The 16,696-nt window shown below is 71.7% G+C and carries 14 protein-coding genes and 1 tRNA gene; 8 read left to right on the plus strand and 7 right to left on the minus strand.

The features are described from left to right. Positions 1-155 precede the first annotated feature (155 nt). The 7 genes from H4W31_RS00960 to ligD all read left to right on the plus strand — a co-directional run bounded on the left by H4W31_RS00960 (position 156) and on the right by ligD (position 8,717). A complete protein-coding gene (locus tag H4W31_RS00960; protein WP_192764897.1) occupies positions 156-1,274 on the plus strand; it encodes an alpha/beta hydrolase in 1,119 nt (372 codons plus the stop codon). Between the two features lie 981 nt (positions 1,275-2,255). Beyond that, positions 2,256-2,328: transfer RNA gene (locus H4W31_RS00965), tRNA-Arg, on the plus strand. A gap of 93 nt (positions 2,329-2,421) precedes the next feature. Further along, a complete protein-coding gene (locus tag H4W31_RS00970; protein ID WP_192764898.1) occupies positions 2,422-2,889 on the plus strand; it encodes a DIP1984 family protein in 468 nt (155 codons plus the stop codon). A gap of 344 nt (positions 2,890-3,233) precedes the next feature. Beyond that, positions 3,234-3,857 carry an ATP-dependent Clp protease proteolytic subunit gene (locus H4W31_RS00975; protein ID WP_192764899.1) on the plus strand — a complete coding sequence of 208 codons (624 nt, stop codon included), beginning with the start codon at positions 3,234-3,236 and terminating at the stop codon, positions 3,855-3,857. 122 nt (positions 3,858-3,979) lie between these two features. After that, positions 3,980-7,213: an AfsR/SARP family transcriptional regulator gene (locus H4W31_RS00980; protein WP_192764900.1), complete on the plus strand. Its 3,234-nt coding sequence runs from the start codon at positions 3,980-3,982 to the stop codon at positions 7,211-7,213. A gap of 9 nt (positions 7,214-7,222) precedes the next feature. Then, positions 7,223-7,723 (plus strand): GNAT family N-acetyltransferase, encoded by a 501-nt coding sequence (locus tag H4W31_RS00985; protein ID WP_192764901.1) that lies wholly within the window; start codon positions 7,223-7,225, stop codon positions 7,721-7,723. Between the two features lie 31 nt (positions 7,724-7,754). After that, positions 7,755-8,717, plus strand: a complete 963-nt coding sequence (gene ligD / locus H4W31_RS00990; protein WP_192764902.1) for a non-homologous end-joining DNA ligase — start codon at positions 7,755-7,757, stop codon at positions 8,715-8,717. A gap of 18 nt (positions 8,718-8,735) precedes the next feature. Here the strand turns inward: ligD and H4W31_RS00995 are convergent, their stop codons facing one another. Together H4W31_RS00995 and H4W31_RS01000 are read right to left on the minus strand one after the other, a co-directional pair. Beyond that, positions 8,736-9,449: a class I SAM-dependent methyltransferase gene (locus H4W31_RS00995; protein WP_192764903.1), complete on the minus strand. Its 714-nt coding sequence runs from the start codon at positions 9,447-9,449 to the stop codon at positions 8,736-8,738. A gap of 52 nt (positions 9,450-9,501) precedes the next feature. Further along, the gene (locus H4W31_RS01000; RefSeq protein ID WP_192764904.1) at positions 9,502-10,728 is read right to left on the minus strand and encodes a DUF418 domain-containing protein; all 1,227 of its coding nucleotides are present in this window, start codon (positions 10,726-10,728) and stop codon (positions 9,502-9,504) included. 96 nt (positions 10,729-10,824) lie between these two features. On the opposite strand from H4W31_RS01000, the gene H4W31_RS01005 reads away from it, so the two are divergent. Then, positions 10,825-11,451 (plus strand): TetR/AcrR family transcriptional regulator, encoded by a 627-nt coding sequence (locus H4W31_RS01005; RefSeq protein ID WP_192764905.1) that lies wholly within the window; start codon positions 10,825-10,827, stop codon positions 11,449-11,451. 146 nt (positions 11,452-11,597) lie between these two features. Here the strand turns inward: H4W31_RS01005 and H4W31_RS01010 are convergent, their stop codons facing one another. The 5 genes from H4W31_RS01010 to H4W31_RS01030 all read right to left on the minus strand — a co-directional run bounded on the left by H4W31_RS01010 (position 11,598) and on the right by H4W31_RS01030 (position 16,676). Next, a complete protein-coding gene (locus H4W31_RS01010) occupies positions 11,598-12,941 on the minus strand; it encodes an extracellular catalytic domain type 1 short-chain-length polyhydroxyalkanoate depolymerase (RefSeq protein ID WP_225945336.1) in 1,344 nt (447 codons plus the stop codon). A 208-nt stretch (positions 12,942-13,149) separates the two neighbouring features. Continuing rightward, positions 13,150-14,196, minus strand: a complete 1,047-nt coding sequence (locus H4W31_RS01015; RefSeq protein ID WP_192764907.1) for a LacI family DNA-binding transcriptional regulator — start codon at positions 14,194-14,196, stop codon at positions 13,150-13,152. Positions 14,197-14,288: 92 nt separating this feature from the next. Continuing rightward, positions 14,289-15,290, minus strand: coding sequence for an asparaginase (locus tag H4W31_RS01020; protein ID WP_192764908.1), 1,002 nt, complete (start codon positions 15,288-15,290; stop codon positions 14,289-14,291). Between the two features lie 114 nt (positions 15,291-15,404). Next, complete coding sequence (locus H4W31_RS01025; RefSeq protein WP_192764909.1) at positions 15,405-16,178, minus strand: Clp protease N-terminal domain-containing protein; 774 nt, start codon at positions 16,176-16,178, stop codon at positions 15,405-15,407. An 81-nt stretch (positions 16,179-16,259) separates the two neighbouring features. Then, on the minus strand, positions 16,260-16,676 hold the full coding sequence (locus H4W31_RS01030) for a hypothetical protein (protein ID WP_192764910.1): 417 nt from the start codon (positions 16,674-16,676) through the stop codon (positions 16,260-16,262). Between the last annotated feature and the right edge of the window lie 20 nt (positions 16,677-16,696).

Raw genomic sequence — 16,696 nt, forward strand, 5'->3', positions numbered from 1 at the left:
CCAGGTTGTTCCCGTCCGAGCCGACTCGACCGACAGCGTGGCCGGCCCGCCGCCTCCCGCGCCAGCAACCCGGACCGACCTGTGGACAACTGGGCACCCTGTGGAAAAAGCCCTGATCAAGGATCGATCTGGTATTGCGGAGTAGCGTCAGCAAGGTGGAACCGGACCTGCTCGGGCCGCCGTACGAGCGGCAGACGATTGATCTCGGCCGAGACGATGAAGGCCCGGTACTGGCCACCCTGGTCCGGCGTCGGGCGACCCGGGACAGCGATCGGGCCGTGCTCTACGTACACGGATTCGTCGACTATTTCTTCCAGACCCACCTGGCTGACTTCTTCGTCGAGCAGGGGTGGCACTTCTACGCGCTCGACCTGCGTAAACACGGGCGCAGCCTGCTCCCGCACCAGACGCCGAACTTCTGTGCCGACCTGGCCGAGTACTTCCCCGAACTCGACGCGGCGGCGCGGATCATCCGGGAGACGGACGGCATCCGGACCCTGCTGGTCAACGGACACTCCACCGGCGGCCTGATCACCCCGCTCTGGGCGCACGCCCGCCGGACCGCCGGCATCATCGACGGCCTCTTCCTGAACAGCCCGTTCTTCGACCTGAACCTGCCCTGGCTGGTCCGCCGGCCGATGGTGGCCGCCCTGTGCGGCCTGACCCGGCTGGGCCGCCGGCTGCCGTACCGGGCCATCCCGGTCGGGCTACCCGACGTGTACGGCCGCAGCCTGCACGCCGATCACCAGGGCGAGTGGAGCTACGACCTCGGTTGGAAGCCCGTTGCCGGCTTTCCGATCCGGGCCGGCTGGCTCGCCGCGATCCGACGGGCGCAGCGACAACTGCACGCCGGTCTGGACATCCCGGTGCCGATCCTGGTCAGCTCGTCGAGCCGCAGCTTCCGGGGCCGGAGGTGGCACGATTCGGCGACGGCGGCGGACGCCGTACTCGACGTGGCGCAGATGGCCCGGTGGGCGCCGAAGCTGGGCCGGCACGTCACGCTGATCCGGTTCGACGGCGCCCTGCACGACCTGACCCTCTCCGGCCCGGCCGTACGTCAGCAGGTCTTCACCGAGCTGAGCCGTTGGGTCTCGGCCTACGTCGTTTCGAGCGACGCGCCGGAGTCCGCTCCGGCCAGTCCGTCGTCCCGCCGTCACCCGAGCGCTGCCGGGGCAACCGGTACGGACTCCGCTCCGGCTCGGGCTCCGGCTCCGGCTCGGGCGGCACGACCTCAGGACGCGCCCAACGGGCCCCGCCCGGCTCCCGCGCCGTAGCCGGACCGGTCCAGCGTTCCCGTTCCGGCTCGGGCTCCCGGGGCGTAGCCGGACCGGTCCAGCGTTCCCGTTCCGGCTCGGGCTCCGGATCCCGCTCCCGTGCTGTCCGGGGACCGGCCATCGGCGGACCTGACGCCCGAGAACCTGACGTCCGAGAACCTGACGCCCGGGGACCGGCCATCGGCGGACCTGACGGCCGGGGACCTGGCGTCCGGCCCCCTGTCGCCCAGCGCTCCTGCTCCGGCTCCGGATCCACCTCCGGATCGTCGTAGCGGCTGCGCGGCGGCTCCTCCGGCTCGTTCCACTGCTCCGGATCCCGCCCAGGGCCCGCCCAGCGGTCCTGCGGCGGCTCGGGTTCCGGCGTCGTCCGCCGATACGCCGACCAGGCGCCCTGCCGCCACACCAGCAGGTCGGGACTGAGCAGATTCTGGTCGCCCGCGAAGAAGATCCGGTCAACCGCTCGCCGTACCTTCTCCATGCCCGGCCGCGACTCCGTACCCGTGACGATCACCACGTCCCGGGCCGGTACGCCCACGACCAGTTCGCCCGGTACAGACCGTTGCAGATCCTCCCAGACCTCCGCCGCGAGCAGCACGCTGGACTCCAGCCCGCCGAAGGAGAGCATCGGGGCCGGCGGCTGCCCGTCGATCCGCAGCCGGGGCAGCAGCCGGTAGAGGTTGTCGACCGCCACCTGGCGAAGCTCACGCTGGCCGACGTCGAGCTCGTCGAGATCGTCCCAGGTAACGAGGCGGTTGCCGTACGGCGGACCGAACGAGTAGCCGACGTCGAGATCCTGGGTGAAGTCTTCCAGCACGTGGTCCGCGCCATAGCGGGCGTCGTCGGTCGACACCAGCATCGGTAGAAACATTGTGCTCGTCAACTGCACGCTTCGAAACCTAGTATGTGCAGGCCAGAACGTCACGCCCTGAGCCGATCGTTTGTTACCCGCAACGGTAGCCTGCTGGGCGTACGACCGGTCCCGCGCCCGTAGCTCAGCGGATAGAGCAGCTGCCTTCTAAGCAGTTGGCCGCAGGTTCGAATCCTGCCGGGCGCACCGTACCCCCCTTACGCGGAGGACCCGCCCGCGCTGCCCGCTCGGGGTGATCCATACTTGTCCGGACTCTGGCCGGCCGTGGAGGTAGGAATCGTGAAGCTTGCCGAGGCACTGGCCGACCGCGCCGCCGCCAGCCGCCGGGTGGAGCAGCTCCGGGGGCGCATCGTGAGCAACGCCCGGCACCAGGAGGGCGAGTCACCCGCCGAGGACCCCCAGCAGTTGCTGGCCGAGGTCGGTGAGGCGCTCGACCAGCTCGAATCGTTGATCCGGCGGATCAATCTGACCAACGCGGCGGTGGCGGTCGGCGACGGCACGCTGACCGACGCGCTCGCCCGCCGGGACGTACTGCGACTGCGGCACTCGGTGGTCACGGCGGCGGCGGACGCGGCGGCCGGCACCGACCAACGGGCGATCGTCCGGCAGCTCCGGTCCGAGCTGAAGATGCTTCCCGCGTTGCCGGTGACGGAGCTGCGCGGTCAGGCCGACGTCCTGGCACGGGAGATCCGGGAGCTGGACGTACGGATCCAGCGCACCAACTGGGAGGCGGACCTGCTGGGCTAGCTTCGGCGGTGAAGACGTGGAGCAGGTAGTCGTTACCGGAGGCGTGCACAATCCGAGGTCGGCGGTTTCCGGCCACCTTCTTGGCGCGCGAAGGGCAGCGTGGGGTTCGACTCCCCGACGTACAGTGCAGCCCAGCACAGCGCACAAGTGATCGGGTATCGCGCACGGCACATCACCAACGTGCAGATTCGGTAACGGTGAGGGCGGGGTCGGGGTATCTCCACGTCATCGACGCCGCAGCAGGTCGCGGCAGTGCCACCGGCACGATTTCGCCGAGGGCGCAAGCCGTGCGCTGACAGCGAAAGCGCGCGCCTTCCCGGCGTTCCCGTCACTACGTTGGGCGCATGACTGACCTGCATGTCCCCATGGCACGTGGCGGAAGCCCCTCCCCCAGCTCGCTCGACGACTCGGTCTACAACCGGCTCCTGAAGGAACGCATCGTCTTCCTCGGCAGCGAGGTCACCGACGAGTTGGCGAACCGGATCTGCGCCCAACTGCTCCTGCTCGCCGCCGAGGACTCCGAGCAAGACATCAACCTCTGGATCAACTCCCCGGGCGGCTCGGTCTTCGCCGGCATGGCGATCTACGACACCATGCAGTTCATCGACAACGACGTGTCCACTGTGGCCATGGGGATGGCCGGCTCGATGGGGCAGTTCCTGCTCTGCGCCGGAACACCCGGCAAGCGGTACGCCCTGCCGCACGCCCGGATCATCATGCACCAGCCGTCCGGCGGGATGGGCGGTACGGCGTCCGACATCGCCATCCAGGCCGAGCAGATGCTGCACACCAAGCAGATGCTGCTGGAGATGATCGCTCAGCACACCGGGCAGACGTACGAGCAGATCGTGGCCGATGCCGACCGGGACCGCTGGTTCACCGCGACCGAGGCCAGGGACTACGGCTTCATCGACAAGGTGGTCGCCGGCGCCAGCCAGGTCCCCGAGAACGCCGAGACCGCCGGCTGACGGCGATCGGGACGGCGCCGCCACCACCCCTGACCTGCACCCCGCCCGAACACCGGGACGGCGCCAGCCATACGTAGACGCCCGTGGATCGCACGTGTCAGCATTGATCCACGGATCTGGAGGTGGGCGTGCAGGTTCGGGGCGTGCTCGTGCAGGTGCTCGGTCCGGTGCGCGGCTGGCGCGACGGCCAGGAACTCGACCTCGGTCCGGCCGGGCGACGTGCCGTGCTCGGCCTCCTCGTCCTGGCCCGGGGCCATCCCCTGCCGCGCGCCGAACTCATCGACGCGCTCTGGGGCGACCATCCCCCACCCACCGCGGCGAACATCCTCCAGACGCACGTCAAGCACCTCCGCCGACAGCTCGAACCCGACCGGCGACCACACTCGCCCAGCACCGTGCTGCCGGGCGTGGGCGACGGCTACGCCCTCCGGTTGTCCAGCGAACAGGTCGATCTCGGCAGGTTCCGTACCCTCGTCGGTGCGGCCACCGCCGCGCAGCGCACCGGTGACGTACGGGGCGCCGCCGTCCTCTCCGGTGAGGCGCTCGCACTCTGGCGGGGCAATCCGATGGCCGACGTACCCCTGCTCGCCGACCATCCGAAGGTGCTGGCGCTGACCCGGGAACGCCAGGCGGCACAGGCCCGGTACTGCGACGCGATGCTCGAACTCGGTGCGGGCGCCGAGGTGCTGTCCACAGTGGCCGAAATGGCGGCCGGTCAGCCGTTCGACGAGGAGGCCCAGGCCCGGCTGATCCGGGCGTACCACGCGCTGGGGCAGCGGGCCCAGGCGTTCGCCGCCTACCGCACGGTCCGCCGCCGGCTCGCCGACGAACTCGGGGTCGATCCCGGTCCGGTGCTGGCCGCGGCCCACGCGGCGCTGCTGCACCAACCGGCACCCGACCGGCCGGTCCCGACCGGGACCGAGCCGGATCCGCCGGCCGGCGCCGAGGTCGGCGCCGCCCCGCCGGACCCGGTCCCGGCGCCGACACCGACGGCCGTGCCACGGCAGCTTCCCGCCGACGTGTACGGCTTCACCGGGCGCGAGGCCGAACTCCGGCACCTCGACCAGCTGCTAGCCGTGGAGTACGACCACGAGCCCGCCCCGGCACCGGAGGATCCGACCGATCCACCGTCGACGGTCGCTGCCGCCGCCCCGACACCGGCTCACCGGAGCAGCGATGCGACCCCGGCCCACCGGAGCACGGACGCGCCGCCGCCGGTGGTGATCGTGGCGATCTGCGGTACCGCCGGGGTCGGCAAGACCGCGCTGGCCGTGCACTGGGCCCACCGGCTCCGGGCGCGGTTCCCGGCCGGGCAGCTCTACGTCAACCTGCGCGGCCACGACGACGGGCAACCCATGCCCGCCGGAGACGCCCTGGCCCGGCTGCTCGCCGCGCTCGGCGTACCCAGTGACGAGATCCCGCTCGACCTCGACGAGCGGGCCGCCCGGTACCGGACGGAGTTGACGGACCGGGCGATGCTCGTCGTACTCGACAACGCCGCCTCGGTCGAACAGGTCCGGCCGCTCCTGCCCGGCACCGCGCCGGGGATGGCGCTGGTGACCAGCCGGGACACGCTGGCCGGTCTGGTCGCGCTGCACGGTGCACGCCGGCTCGCCCTGGAACCGCTGCCACCGGCCGACGCCGTCGGGCTGCTCCGGCTCCTGGTCGGTCCCCGCGCCGAGGCCGAGCCGCAGGCCGTCACGGAGCTGGCCGAGCAGTGCGCCCGGCTGCCACTCGCGCTCCGGGTCGCCGCCGAACTCGCCGGCAGCCGGCCGGACGACCTGCTCGCGGATCTGGTCGGAGAGCTGGCCGACCATCGTCGGCGGGTACGGCTGCTGGACACCGGCGGGGATCCGCGCGGGGCGGTCCGTACCGTCTTCTCCTGGTCGTACCGGCATCTCGCGCCGGCCGACGCGGTGCTGTTCCGCCGGCTCGGCCTGCATCCGGGTGCCGACATCGGCACGTACGCCGCCGCGGCGCTCGCCGGCCTGGACGTGACCCGGGCGGAGCGGATACTCGCGGTGCTGGCCAGGGCGCATCTGATCCAGTCGACCGGGCGGTCCCGGTGGGTGATGCACGACCTGCTGCGGGCGTACGCGGCCGAGGTGTGCGGCGCCGAGGATCCGGAGCCGGAACGGGCGGTGGCGCTGACCCGGCTCCTCGACCACTACCTGGCGACCGCCGCGACGGCGATGGACGCGCTCTATCCGGCCGAGCGGCACCACCGGCCCGAGGTTCGCCGACCGGAGGCGGACGAACGGGTGCCGGTCCCGCCGATCGACGACCGTGACGCGGCGCGGAACTGGCTGGACACCGAACGGGCGGCACTGGTGGCGGTCTGCGGGTTCGCGGCGACCCAGGGCTGGCCGGGGCACGTGGTCTCGCTGGCCAACACCCTCTACCGCTATCTGGAGAGCGGCCACCACCTGGACGCGTTGGACATCCACACGCAGGCGCTGCACGCCGCCCGGCGCTCCGGCGACGAGGCAGGACAGGCACACGCCCTGACCAGCCTCGGCGCCGTACACCGGCTGCGCGGGCGGTACGCGGACGCGATCGAACACCACGAACGGGCGCTGGTGATGCACCACCGCGGTGGCGACCGGTACGGCCAGGCGCGGACCCGGTCCAACCTCGGCATCGTGTACGAGCGGCTGGGTCAGCGGGATCCGGCGATCGAGCACCAGCGCGAGGCCCTCGACCTCTACGGGCGACTCGGTGACCGGTACGGCGAGGCCGGCGCGCTGACCAACCTCGGCAACGTCTACAGCGAGTTGGGCCGGTACGACGAGGCGGCGGAACTCCTCAGCCGGTCACTGGACCTGTTCCGGGTGCTCGGTGACCGGGTCGGCGAGGCGATCGGGCTGTGCAACCTCGGCGACGTGCAACGCGAGTTGGGCCGGTACGACGAGGCGGCGGCCACCCTCCGGCGCTCCCTTGGCCTGTTCCGGGAGGCCGGGCACCGCAACGGCGAGGCGACCGCGCTGTCCAACCTGGGCCGGGTGCAGACCGGGCTGGGCCGGTACGACCTCGCCGCCGAGGAGTTGGGGCAGGCGCTGGCCTGGTTCCAGGAGACCGGCCACCGGTACGGGGAGGCGAGCGTCCTCAACAGTCTCGGCGACGCGCTGTACGCCGGCGACCACCTCGCCGAGGCGGGCGTCCGGTACCGGGCGGCGCTGGCGATCGCCGTCGAGACGGGCGACCGCGACGAGCAGGCCCGGGCGCACCTGGGACTCGCCCAGGTGGATCGCGCCGGGACCGCCGCCCCGCCCGGCCCACCCGGCCCGGCGGGTTGGCCGGGGCAGCCGCCGCTGAGCGGTGATTTCGGCTTGTCCGCCCCGGGGCGTCGCCACTAACCTCGCGACGTGCTGATTCGGAGCTTTGCCGAGGCCGACTGGCCCGAGGTGTGGCCGATCGTCCGGGAGGTCGTCCGGGCGGCGGACACGTTCACCTACGACCCACGGATGACCGCCGAGCAGGCACGCGAGATCTGGGTCGAGGCCGGCCCCGGGCTCACGGTCGTCGCGGTCGAGGACGGCCGGGTCTGCGGTACGGCCAAGATGGGCCCGAACCGTCCCGGTCCGGGCGCACACGTCTCGACCGCCAGCTTCATGGTCGCCGCCGACGCCCGGGGCCGGGGCGTGGGCGGCGCGCTGTGCCGGTTCGCGCTGGACTGGGCCGGGTCGCACGGGTACGCGGGCATGCAGTTCAACGCCGTCGCCGAGTCCAACCACCGCGCGGTCGGCCTCTACGAGCGGCTCGGCTTCGAGGTGGTCGGAACGGTTCCGGGTGCCTTCGCACATCCGACCCTGGGCCGGGTGGGCCTGCACGTGATGTACCGGGAACTGGAGAATCTTCGCGGTTGACCTCGGACCGGAGCACCGGGAAGGTGGTCGGATGACGGGTAAGGACGAGGTACGGGACGGCGTACCGCTGACCAACCTCGATCAACCGCTGTTCGACGGTGCCGATGCCACCAAGCGAGACCTGGTGGACTATCTGGACGCGGTCCACGACCGGCTGATCGGTCAACTGCGGGACCGGCCGCTCTCGGTGATCCGGGTGCTCCGGGGCCAGGCGCCGTTCATGCAGAAGAACGTGCCGAAGTACACCCCGGACTGGATATCGACGGTGCCGGTCTGGGCGGAGGCCTCGAAACGCGAGGTGTCGTACGCCCTCTGCAACGACCGGCGCACCCTGCTGTGGTTCGGCAACCAGCGCGCCGTCGAGTACCACCCCACGCTGGCCCAGATCGAGCAGCGGGAACATCCGACCCACCTGGTCCTCGATCTCGATCCGCCGGACTCCGACGCGTTCCCGCTGGTCGTCCGGGCGGCCCACCTCGTCCGTCAGGCCCTGACCGAGGCCGGGTTGACCGGTGTGGTCAAGACCAGCGGGGCGAAGGGCGTGCACATCTTCGTTCCCGTCGACCGGTCGGCGCCGATCGACGACATCGCCGCGGCCACCCGCGCACTCGCGGCCCGGGCGGAACGGCTCGATCCGGCGCTGGCGACCACCGCCTTCATCCGGGAGGACCGGGACGGGAAGGTCTTCCTCGACTCGACCCGGGCCGGCGGCGCGACGGTGGTGTCGACGTACAGCCCACGGATCAGGGCGGGGACGCCGGTGTCCTTCCCGGTGGACTGGGCCGATCTGGACCGGGTCACCCCGGGCGACTTCACCCTGCGTACCGTGCCGGGTCTGCTCGGCGACGGCGATCCGTGGGCCGACCGGATGCCCGCGCCGCAGCGGCTGGACGCCGACCTGATCGAACAGGGGCGGGCGATCCCGATCGCCCGGGTGCAGGCGATGCACGAGGGCAAGCGGCGGGCACGGGCCCGCCGCGAGGCGGCCGGCTGATCCACCGCTCCGCCCCGCTCACTCCGGCAGGTAGTAGGAGCTGACCGCGGGCTGACCGGTGTAGTTGGGTCCGGCGCGGTCGTCGGCACCGACATAGCGGTACGGCAACGCGCCCGTACCCGGTCCGGTCCGGCTGATCCGCCGCCGCCGCGCGTCGACGGTGAAGCCCGCCGCGCGCAGCTGAGCGTTCAGCCGGCGCCCGGCGGGTCGACCGTCGGCCAGCCGTACGGCCCGCAGGTCGAGATCGGCGACGAACCGGCCACCCTCGGCGAGCCAGCCGGCAACCCGGGTCAGCAGGCCGAGCTTGTCACCGACGTAGTGCAGCCCGTGCACGCAGGTGATCAGGTCGAATCGGCGCGTCGGTGCCCAGCCGCCGACCGGGGCGCAGATCAGTTGCGGCGGCGGGCCGGTACGGGGCGGCGGGTCGAAGTAGTCGACCAGGTCCACTCCGACGAGACTCACCCGGTCGCCCAGACCGGCCCGGTGCAGCCGCTCGGCGCTCTGCTGCAGGGCGCGGGCGCTGCCGCAGCACAGGTCGAGCCAGCCGATCGGAATCTCGCCCGCTGCTCCGGAGCCGGCTGGATCGAGTCGGGCGACGAGCCAGTCGAGCGGGTTGAACCCCAACTCCCGGGTGTAGCTGTTGACGCCGTCGAGCTGGCGTTCCCGGTTCATCGCCGAGTTGGCCACCACGGCCGACGACTCCAGCGTCTCGTCGTCGAGCAGTCCTCCCATGTCGCCGTACTCTTCCAGGTGCCCGCGCCCGCCAGCTGGCCCGGTACGACGGTCAGTTCGGGTCCCGGCGCCAGGCGGGGACTTCGGCGTTGGTGACGGCGCGGAGGCAGAACTCGGCGGGGCCGTAGCGGTACCTGCCGAGCCACACCGCGCTGACCAGCAACTGGGCCAGGAAGATCGCGACCGCGATGAGGACGGCGCCCAGCGGCGAGACGTGGCCGATCAGTCCGAAACCCCAGCCGGTGAAGATGATCGCGCAGATCAGTGACTGGCCGAGGTAGTTGCTCAGGGCCATCCGTCCGGCCGGCGCGAGTACGGCGACGAGGCGCTGACCGGACCGGCTGTGGAAGACCTGGAGCAGGGTGGCGATGTAGGCGGCGCCGAGCAGTGGTGCGGTCAGCGCGGTGACGGCCACGGCGAACATGTTCAGCTCGGTGGTGCCGCCGGTGGCGGCCAGCACCAGTCCACCGGTGAGACCGATCGGGTATCCCACGAGTTGCAGGGTCCGCAGGGCCCGGGGGTAGCGGGCGGCGTCGACGAGTACCCGGTGTTTGCCGGCGGCCAGGCCGACCAGGAACGCCGCCATCGCGAGCGGACCCTGGACCACGGCGAGAGCGCCCAGCATCTGCGGCATCGCGCGGAGGTGCTCGGCGATCACCGAGCCGGGGGTGTCCCGCAGGACCTCGGTGGACTGTTGGCCGGCGGCGATCGAAGCCGCCGCGTCCGGGGCGAAGACGCTACCGGAGAGCGCGGACATCAGCAGGAAGGTTGCGACGATCCCGGTCAGCACCCCGGCGGCGATCAGGGCGGTACGGGGGCGGATGCCGCGCACGGCCAGCAGGATCAGCCCGAGTACGGCGTACGTGGTGAGGATGTCGCCGTGGAACAGCAGTACGGCGTGCGCGGCGCCCAGTACGAAGAGGCCAGCCAGCCGGCGCAGGAACCGGGGTACGAAGGCCGCCCCCTGCCGGGCCGCGGAGTCGAACTGCAGCGTGAAGCTGTATCCGAACAGGAACGAGAAGAGCAGGTAGAACTTCATCTCGAACAGCATCGCCACGCCCCAGCGCACAACCTGGTCGAGCCCGCTGGAGAAGGCCGGGTCCTCGATGCCGTGCCACGGATACGCCGTGGCGAAGAAGGCGATGTTGATGATCAGGATGCCGAACAGCGCGAAGCTGCGCAGCGCGTCGACGTCGCCGAGGCGACGGTCGGTGGAAGCGGGCGAGGTGTCGGGAACGGTTGGTCGGACGGCGGCGGAGGCGTGCGCGAAGCTGCTCATGCCGGTGACTATACGAACGTCTTATACATCTGTCTATGACGTTCGTATAAGACGCTTGTATTGGACGTATGTATAGCAGCTGGCTACGATCACCGGATGGGTCACCGGGAACAGCTCCTCGAAGGCGCCAAACGCTGCCTGTACGAGCGCGGGTACGCCCGCACCACCGCGCGGGACATCGTCGCCGCGTCCGGCACCAACCTGGCCTCCATCGGCTACCACTTCGGATCGAAGGACGCCCTGCTCACCGCCGCGATGATCGAGGCCATGGACGAGTGGGGCGACGAGCTCGGGCGGGCCATCGTGGTCGACCCGGGCGCCACTCCGCCGGATCGACTGGCGGCGATCTGGACGGGCGTGGCCGAATCGGTGACCAACCACCGGCCACTGTGGGCCGCGTCGATCGACCTGCTGACCCAGATGGACCACCAGCCGGAGCTGCGGGAACGCCTTGCCGCCGCGATCGAGGCCGGACGGGTCAGCTTCACCTCGCTCGTCCTGGCCGGTGTCGAAGCCCCCGCCGACGCAGGTGGCGGGAACGGCGCCGGCGCCAACGGCAGTGCCGGCAAAACCCCGGCGGACGGCTCGGCGTCGGCGGTCGGCTCGCTGGTGATGGCCGTGATCACCGGCCTGACCGTGCAGTGCCTGCTCGATCCGGAGCGTGCCCCGTCCGGCTCGGACCTGGTCGCGGCGATCCGCACGATCGAGGAAGCTGCCGGGTAGCAGACCCGGCCGCGCCCGTACCCCGGAAAGCGGGCGGCGGGTTGCCGGCGGGGGATCAGCCGCCGGCAACCCGCTCGTCCCTCGCGGCCCGGCCCGTTCCCCGCGAGGGGGTTACTGCTGGCCGCGCCCGGACGTCCCGGGCGGGATCAGGTGAGGGTGCAGTTCGCGCCGTTCAGGGTGAACGAGGAGGGCCGGCCGGTGTTGCCGCTGTGGTTGGCCTGGAAGCCGATCCCGACCGAGGCGTTCGGGCCGATCGTGCCGTTGTAGCTGGCGTTACGGGCCGTCACGGCGCCGCTCGTGGGGCTGTAGGAGGCGTTCCATCCGGAGGTGATGGTCTGCCCGGACGGCAGCGTGAAGGACAGCGTCCAACCGTTGATGGCGCTGGTACCCCGATTCGTGATGGTGATCGCGGCGGTCAGGCCGGAGCTCCAGGCGTTGACGGTGTAGCCGACCGTGCAGCCACCGGCGGCCGGCGGGGTGGTGGTCGGCGGCGGCGGGGTCGTGGTCGGCGGGTTCCCGGTCGGCGGGGTGGTCGGCGGACGCGGGGTGGTGGTCGGCGGGTTCGTCGGAGAGTCGGTGTTCAGCCCGAAGAACCGGATCGCCTCGGCCGCGTTGACCGGCAGGTTGTGCGGTACGCCCTGCATGCTGATCGCCTCGACCGGCGCGGTACCGCCGCTGCCGCCGTAGCGGGTACGGGTGTAGCCGGACTGGGGCGTGTCGGTGAAGGTGGGCGTCTGGCTCAGCCCGTGGACGTTGGTCCACTGCTTGATCTCTTCACCGAAGTTCGGATACCGCAGGGTCTCGTCGTTCGTGCCGTGCCACAACTGCATCCGGGGCCGGCTGCCGCTGTACCCCGGATAGGCCCCCCGGACCAGGTCGCCCCACTGTTGCGCGGTCCGGATCACCTGGCCGTTGGCGCACTCGCTGTTCCAGGTCGAGCCTCCGGTGGTGGCGAAGCAGCTGTGCGGTACGCCCGCGAAGGCGGCACCGGCGGCGAATACGTCGGGATAGTTGCCGAGCAGGACGTTGGTCATCATGGCGCCGGAGGAGACGCCGGTGGCGAAGACCCGCGCCGGGTCGGTGTTGTACCGCTGCTGCACGTAACGGACCATCGACAGGATCGACACCGGGTCGCTGCCGCCGTCGCGGCGCAGCGCCTGCGGCGAGTAGACGTCGAAGCACTGGCCGCTGCGGGTCGCCGAGGGATAGATGACGATGTACCCGTACCGGTCCGCCAGCGAGGCGAACTGGGTGCCGGAATAGAAAGCCGGACCGGTGCCGGTGCAGTAGTGCACCGCTACCAGGATCGCGGGCCGCGCCGCGACCCGGTCCGGCACGTAGAGGTGCATCCGCAGATTGCTGGGGTTGGTGCCGAAGCTGGTCACCTCGGTGAGCGTCGCCGCCGAGGCCGGCGTGGCCACCGTGAGGCCCACCAGGGCCAGGGCCGCCGCGACCCCCGCCGCGCCGAGCACTTGTCCGAGCCGTCTCATTCCGATCCCCTTCCGATTCATCGGTACCCGGCGACGACAGCAGTCGTCGGGCGAGCCGGACACCGAAACATTCCGAAGTATCAATGGAAATATTTCGGCGCGCAATACATAGACGGGTTCTGATTTATCGGCGATCCGGCCAGCCGGGTGGGACTCGCTCCCCGGCACGGGGTTCTCGCAGCTCAAATGGGGACGCCACGGCTGGCGGTCAGCCGTGCCGGCCCGGCGGTGCGGTGCTCTCGCGTACGACGAGTTCGGTGGTCAACTCGATCCGGGGCTGCTCCAACGGCCGACCCTCCGCGAGATCGATGATCATCCGCGCGGCGGTCGCCCCCATCTGCTCCAGCGGCTGCCGCACGGTGGTCATCGGCGGGCCGGACCAACGGGTGAAGGAGAGATCGTCGAAGCCGACCACGCTCAACTCGTCCGGGATCCGTACCCCCGCCCGCCGGGCCGCCTCGTAGACGCCGAACGCCTGGAGGTCGTTGGCCGTGAAGATCGCCGTAGGCGGGTCCGGCAGGTCGAGCAGCTCGCGGCCGTCGGCCAGGCCACCCTCGACGTACAGCCGGCTGATCCGGACCAGGTCGGGATCCACCGGTACGCCGGCCGCGTCCATCGCCGCCCGGTAACCGTCCAACCGGGCCCGGCAGCACGGCCACTGCGTCGGACCACTGAGCATGGCGATCCGCCGGTGGCCGAGGTCGAGCAGATGGCGGGTGGCGGCCAGCCCACCGTTCCAGTTCGTCGCACCGACGGACGGGGTCTGGTGCAGCGGTTCACCGGTCGGATCCACCACGACGAGCGGAATCGACCGGGTGGCGAGCTGCGACTGCTGGGCGACGGTCAGCTCGGAGAAGACCGCGATCACCCCGGTCGGGCGCCGGGTCAGCACCTGCTCGGTCCAGGCCCGGCCCGGCGTCAGCCGACCCTGCATCTCGGTGAGTACGACGGCCAGGTCATGCTCCCGGGCCACCTTCTCCACACCCCGGATGATCTCCAACGCCCAGAGGCTCTCCAGGGCGTGGAAGACCAACTCCAGGATGGCGACCGAACTGGACGCGCCCGGCCGGCGGTACTCGTGCTCCCGGAGGATCTCCTCGACCCGCCTGCGGGTCTCCAGGGCCACCCCCGTCTGCCCGTTGATGACCCGGGAGACCGTCGGCGCGGACACTCCCGCCAGCCGGGCGATCTTGGCAACCGTGAGCACCCGGCCACGCCCGCCGCTCCGGGCGGGCTGCGAATCGGTGCCGGTCATCGCCGCAGCCTACGCGAAACATCGACGACGGTACCGGCCCGGAAACCGTTGTCCGGGGGTCAGCGCCCGGCGTGCTTCCCGCAGCGGCTGTCTCAGCCGTCCCCGCCGCCGGGGCGGCCGAGCCGGTCGAACCACTCCCGGGCCGCCACCACTCCGCCGTCCGTGCCGAGGGCCACCATCAGCGCCACCCGCGCCTTCTCCGGAGCCAGGCCACGCGCCCCGATCGCGCCGACCTTCGCGGCCAGCCCGGCCGGCGCCGGCAGCTCCGACAACCCGACCGGACGGGTACGGCACCGCGAGGCGACCACCACCGGGATGTCCCCATCGGTCAGGTCGCCGATCGCCACGAAGAGGTCGACCGGGACGTTGCCCAGCCCCGTGCCCTCCAGCACGACGCCCCGGGCACCGGCGTCGACGGCGGCGGTGAGCAGCACCGGATTCATCCCCGGGTAGGTCTTGATCAGGGCGACGTCGGACTCCGGTTCGCCGCCCGCCGCCGGGGGCCGGGGCGGCGGCGTACCCAGCATCTCGACCCGGGTACCGACGACCCGGCCGAGTACGCCGTCCGGCGCCGAGGAGAAGGCCCGCACGGTGGTGGCGTCCACCATGCTGACCCAGCGGGCGGCGTGCAGTTCGTCGTCCACACAGACCACGGCACCGGCTCCGGCCAGCGCCGGATCCGCGGCGGCGGCGATGGAGGAGGCCAGGTTGCGGGGGCCGTCGGTGGAGAGTTCGTCCCAGTGCCGGAGCGCACCGGTCAGCACGATCCCGCCCCGGGACGCGGCGGGGCCGGCCATCAGGTCGACGAGGAAGGCCGTCTCCGCCAGGGTGTCGGTGCCGTAGCTGATCACCACACCGTCGTACCCGTCGTCCGAGATCGCGGCACGGGCGCGTCGGCCCAACCCCAGCATCGTCGCCGACGAGACGTCCCAGCCCGGCTCGGCCAGTACGTCCTCGACCACCACCTCGGCGGCGAGCAGGTCCGGGGGAAGAGCGGCGAGCAGCTCCGCGCCGGACGCCACCGCCGCCCGACCCGGGCGGGTCGAGTAGGCGATGGTGTCCTTGGCCGCCAGCAGCAATACACGGCTGACCATCTCTGGCTTCTACTCCGATCTGGGATGGGACCGACCGGCTACGGCAGGTCGGTCAGCAACGGCAGCACGAACAGCAGCAGGAACGTCAACGTCGCCACGATGGCCGGCCCCGGATCAGTCCTCACCGGTCACGCCGGCCCGTTCCTCCAGCCGCTCGATCCGCGCGACGATCGGCTGGACCTCCCGGGCGACGGCGGCGGCCAACATGCTCGCGAGTTCCGTCGGCGTCCCGGCGGCACCGGCCGGCGGCTGGGCCTGTGCCTGGGCCCGCAGGTGAACGTAGCCGGCCAGCGCCGCCGCGACCGCCCGTCGGGTCAGCCGGAGTTCGGCTCCCCGGGACCGGAGCAACTGCCCGGCGACCCCGTCGGGCTCGGCGATCAACCCGAGCAGCAGGTGCTCACAGCCGACGTAGTTGTGGCCGAACGTGGTCGCCTCGGTGACCGCGAGTTCCAGCGCGTTGGCCGCCGGGCCGCTGAAGTGCTGGGACGGGCTGTCGGCGGCGACACCGGGTTCGGCCGCCGGCTGGCCGGCGAGGTCGCCGGCCAGCCGCTCGGTCTCGATCTCCTCCACCCGGAGCACGTGCAGGGCCAGGTTGCCGCCCTCGGCCAGGATGCCGTCGAGCAGGTGTGCCGTGCCGACACCCGCCGACCCGTCCGCCCGGGAACGCTCGATGCCGAGCCGGACCGCCGTCCGGGCTCTCGGCGTGAAGTGCGGCAGCCGGGCGAGCAGGTCGGCATCGTCGAGTTCACCGAGGGCGGTCTCCCGAATGGCGGTCACCCGGCGTACGGCCTGTTCGAGCGCGCGTTGGCAGACCGCCGAGACCGGTACGCCGTAGGCCCGCACCGCCTCGGCCAGCTCGTCGGGCAGATAGACGTTGATCTTTGGCATCACGGTCCTCCACGGCTCGATCCCAGCAGGAATACCTCCACTATAACCCCGCTGGGGTTATTGGGTACCCCCTAGGGCCGATCAGCGCAGGTCCGCCTCGTCGTCGGCCACCGGACCGCCCAGTTCCCCGGTCCCGTACGGGTCGAGGACGCCCAGCACCCGCCGGCCCCAGCGCTCGTGTGCGGCCTGCCGGCTGACCCCCGCCGCCCGCGCGATCAGCTCCCAGGTCACCCCCCAGCGCCGTAGGCCGACGACGCTGGGCAGCGGGTCGACCCCGGCGGACAGGATGATCCGGAAGTGCAGCAGTTGCGCCGCCACCTCACGCTGCCGACCCGCCTCGCCGTCCTGCTCCGCGAGCCACTCTGGACTTCCCGGCACGGGCCGCCCGCCGATCAGCAGGTCGGCCTGCCGACTCGCCTCGTTGACGGCGGCGTCGACGGACGCCGCGACGGCCCCGGCCACGTCGGTGGCGAGCGCGGTCTCCACGAATTGTTCCATGCTTGTCAGGGTAACCTTGA

This window comes from Plantactinospora soyae (assembly GCF_014874095.1).
In the GTDB taxonomy this organism is placed as follows: domain Bacteria; phylum Actinomycetota; class Actinomycetes; order Mycobacteriales; family Micromonosporaceae; genus Plantactinospora; species Plantactinospora soyae.

Excerpts from the sequence above, each read along its gene's own strand:
- H4W31_RS00975 (WP_192764899.1), top strand. The coding sequence starts at position 3,234 with ATGACTGACCTGCATGTCCCCATGGCACGTGGCGGAAGCCCCTCCCCC.
- H4W31_RS01030 (WP_192764910.1), bottom strand. The coding sequence starts at position 16,676 with ATGGAACAATTCGTGGAGACCGCGCTCGCCACCGACGTGGCCGGGGCC.
- H4W31_RS01005 (WP_192764905.1), top strand. The coding sequence starts at position 10,825 with ATGGGTCACCGGGAACAGCTCCTCGAAGGCGCCAAACGCTGCCTGTAC.
- H4W31_RS01020 (WP_192764908.1), bottom strand. The coding sequence starts at position 15,290 with ATGGTCAGCCGTGTATTGCTGCTGGCGGCCAAGGACACCATCGCCTAC.
- ligD (WP_192764902.1), top strand. The coding sequence starts at position 7,755 with ATGACGGGTAAGGACGAGGTACGGGACGGCGTACCGCTGACCAACCTC.
- H4W31_RS01000 (WP_192764904.1), bottom strand. The coding sequence starts at position 10,728 with ATGAGCAGCTTCGCGCACGCCTCCGCCGCCGTCCGACCAACCGTTCCC.
- H4W31_RS01010 (WP_225945336.1), bottom strand. The coding sequence starts at position 12,941 with ATGAGACGGCTCGGACAAGTGCTCGGCGCGGCGGGGGTCGCGGCGGCC.
- H4W31_RS00995 (WP_192764903.1), bottom strand. The coding sequence starts at position 9,449 with ATGGGAGGACTGCTCGACGACGAGACGCTGGAGTCGTCGGCCGTGGTG.
- H4W31_RS01025 (WP_192764909.1), bottom strand. The coding sequence starts at position 16,178 with ATGCCAAAGATCAACGTCTATCTGCCCGACGAGCTGGCCGAGGCGGTG.
- H4W31_RS01015 (WP_192764907.1), bottom strand. The coding sequence starts at position 14,196 with ATGACCGGCACCGATTCGCAGCCCGCCCGGAGCGGCGGGCGTGGCCGG.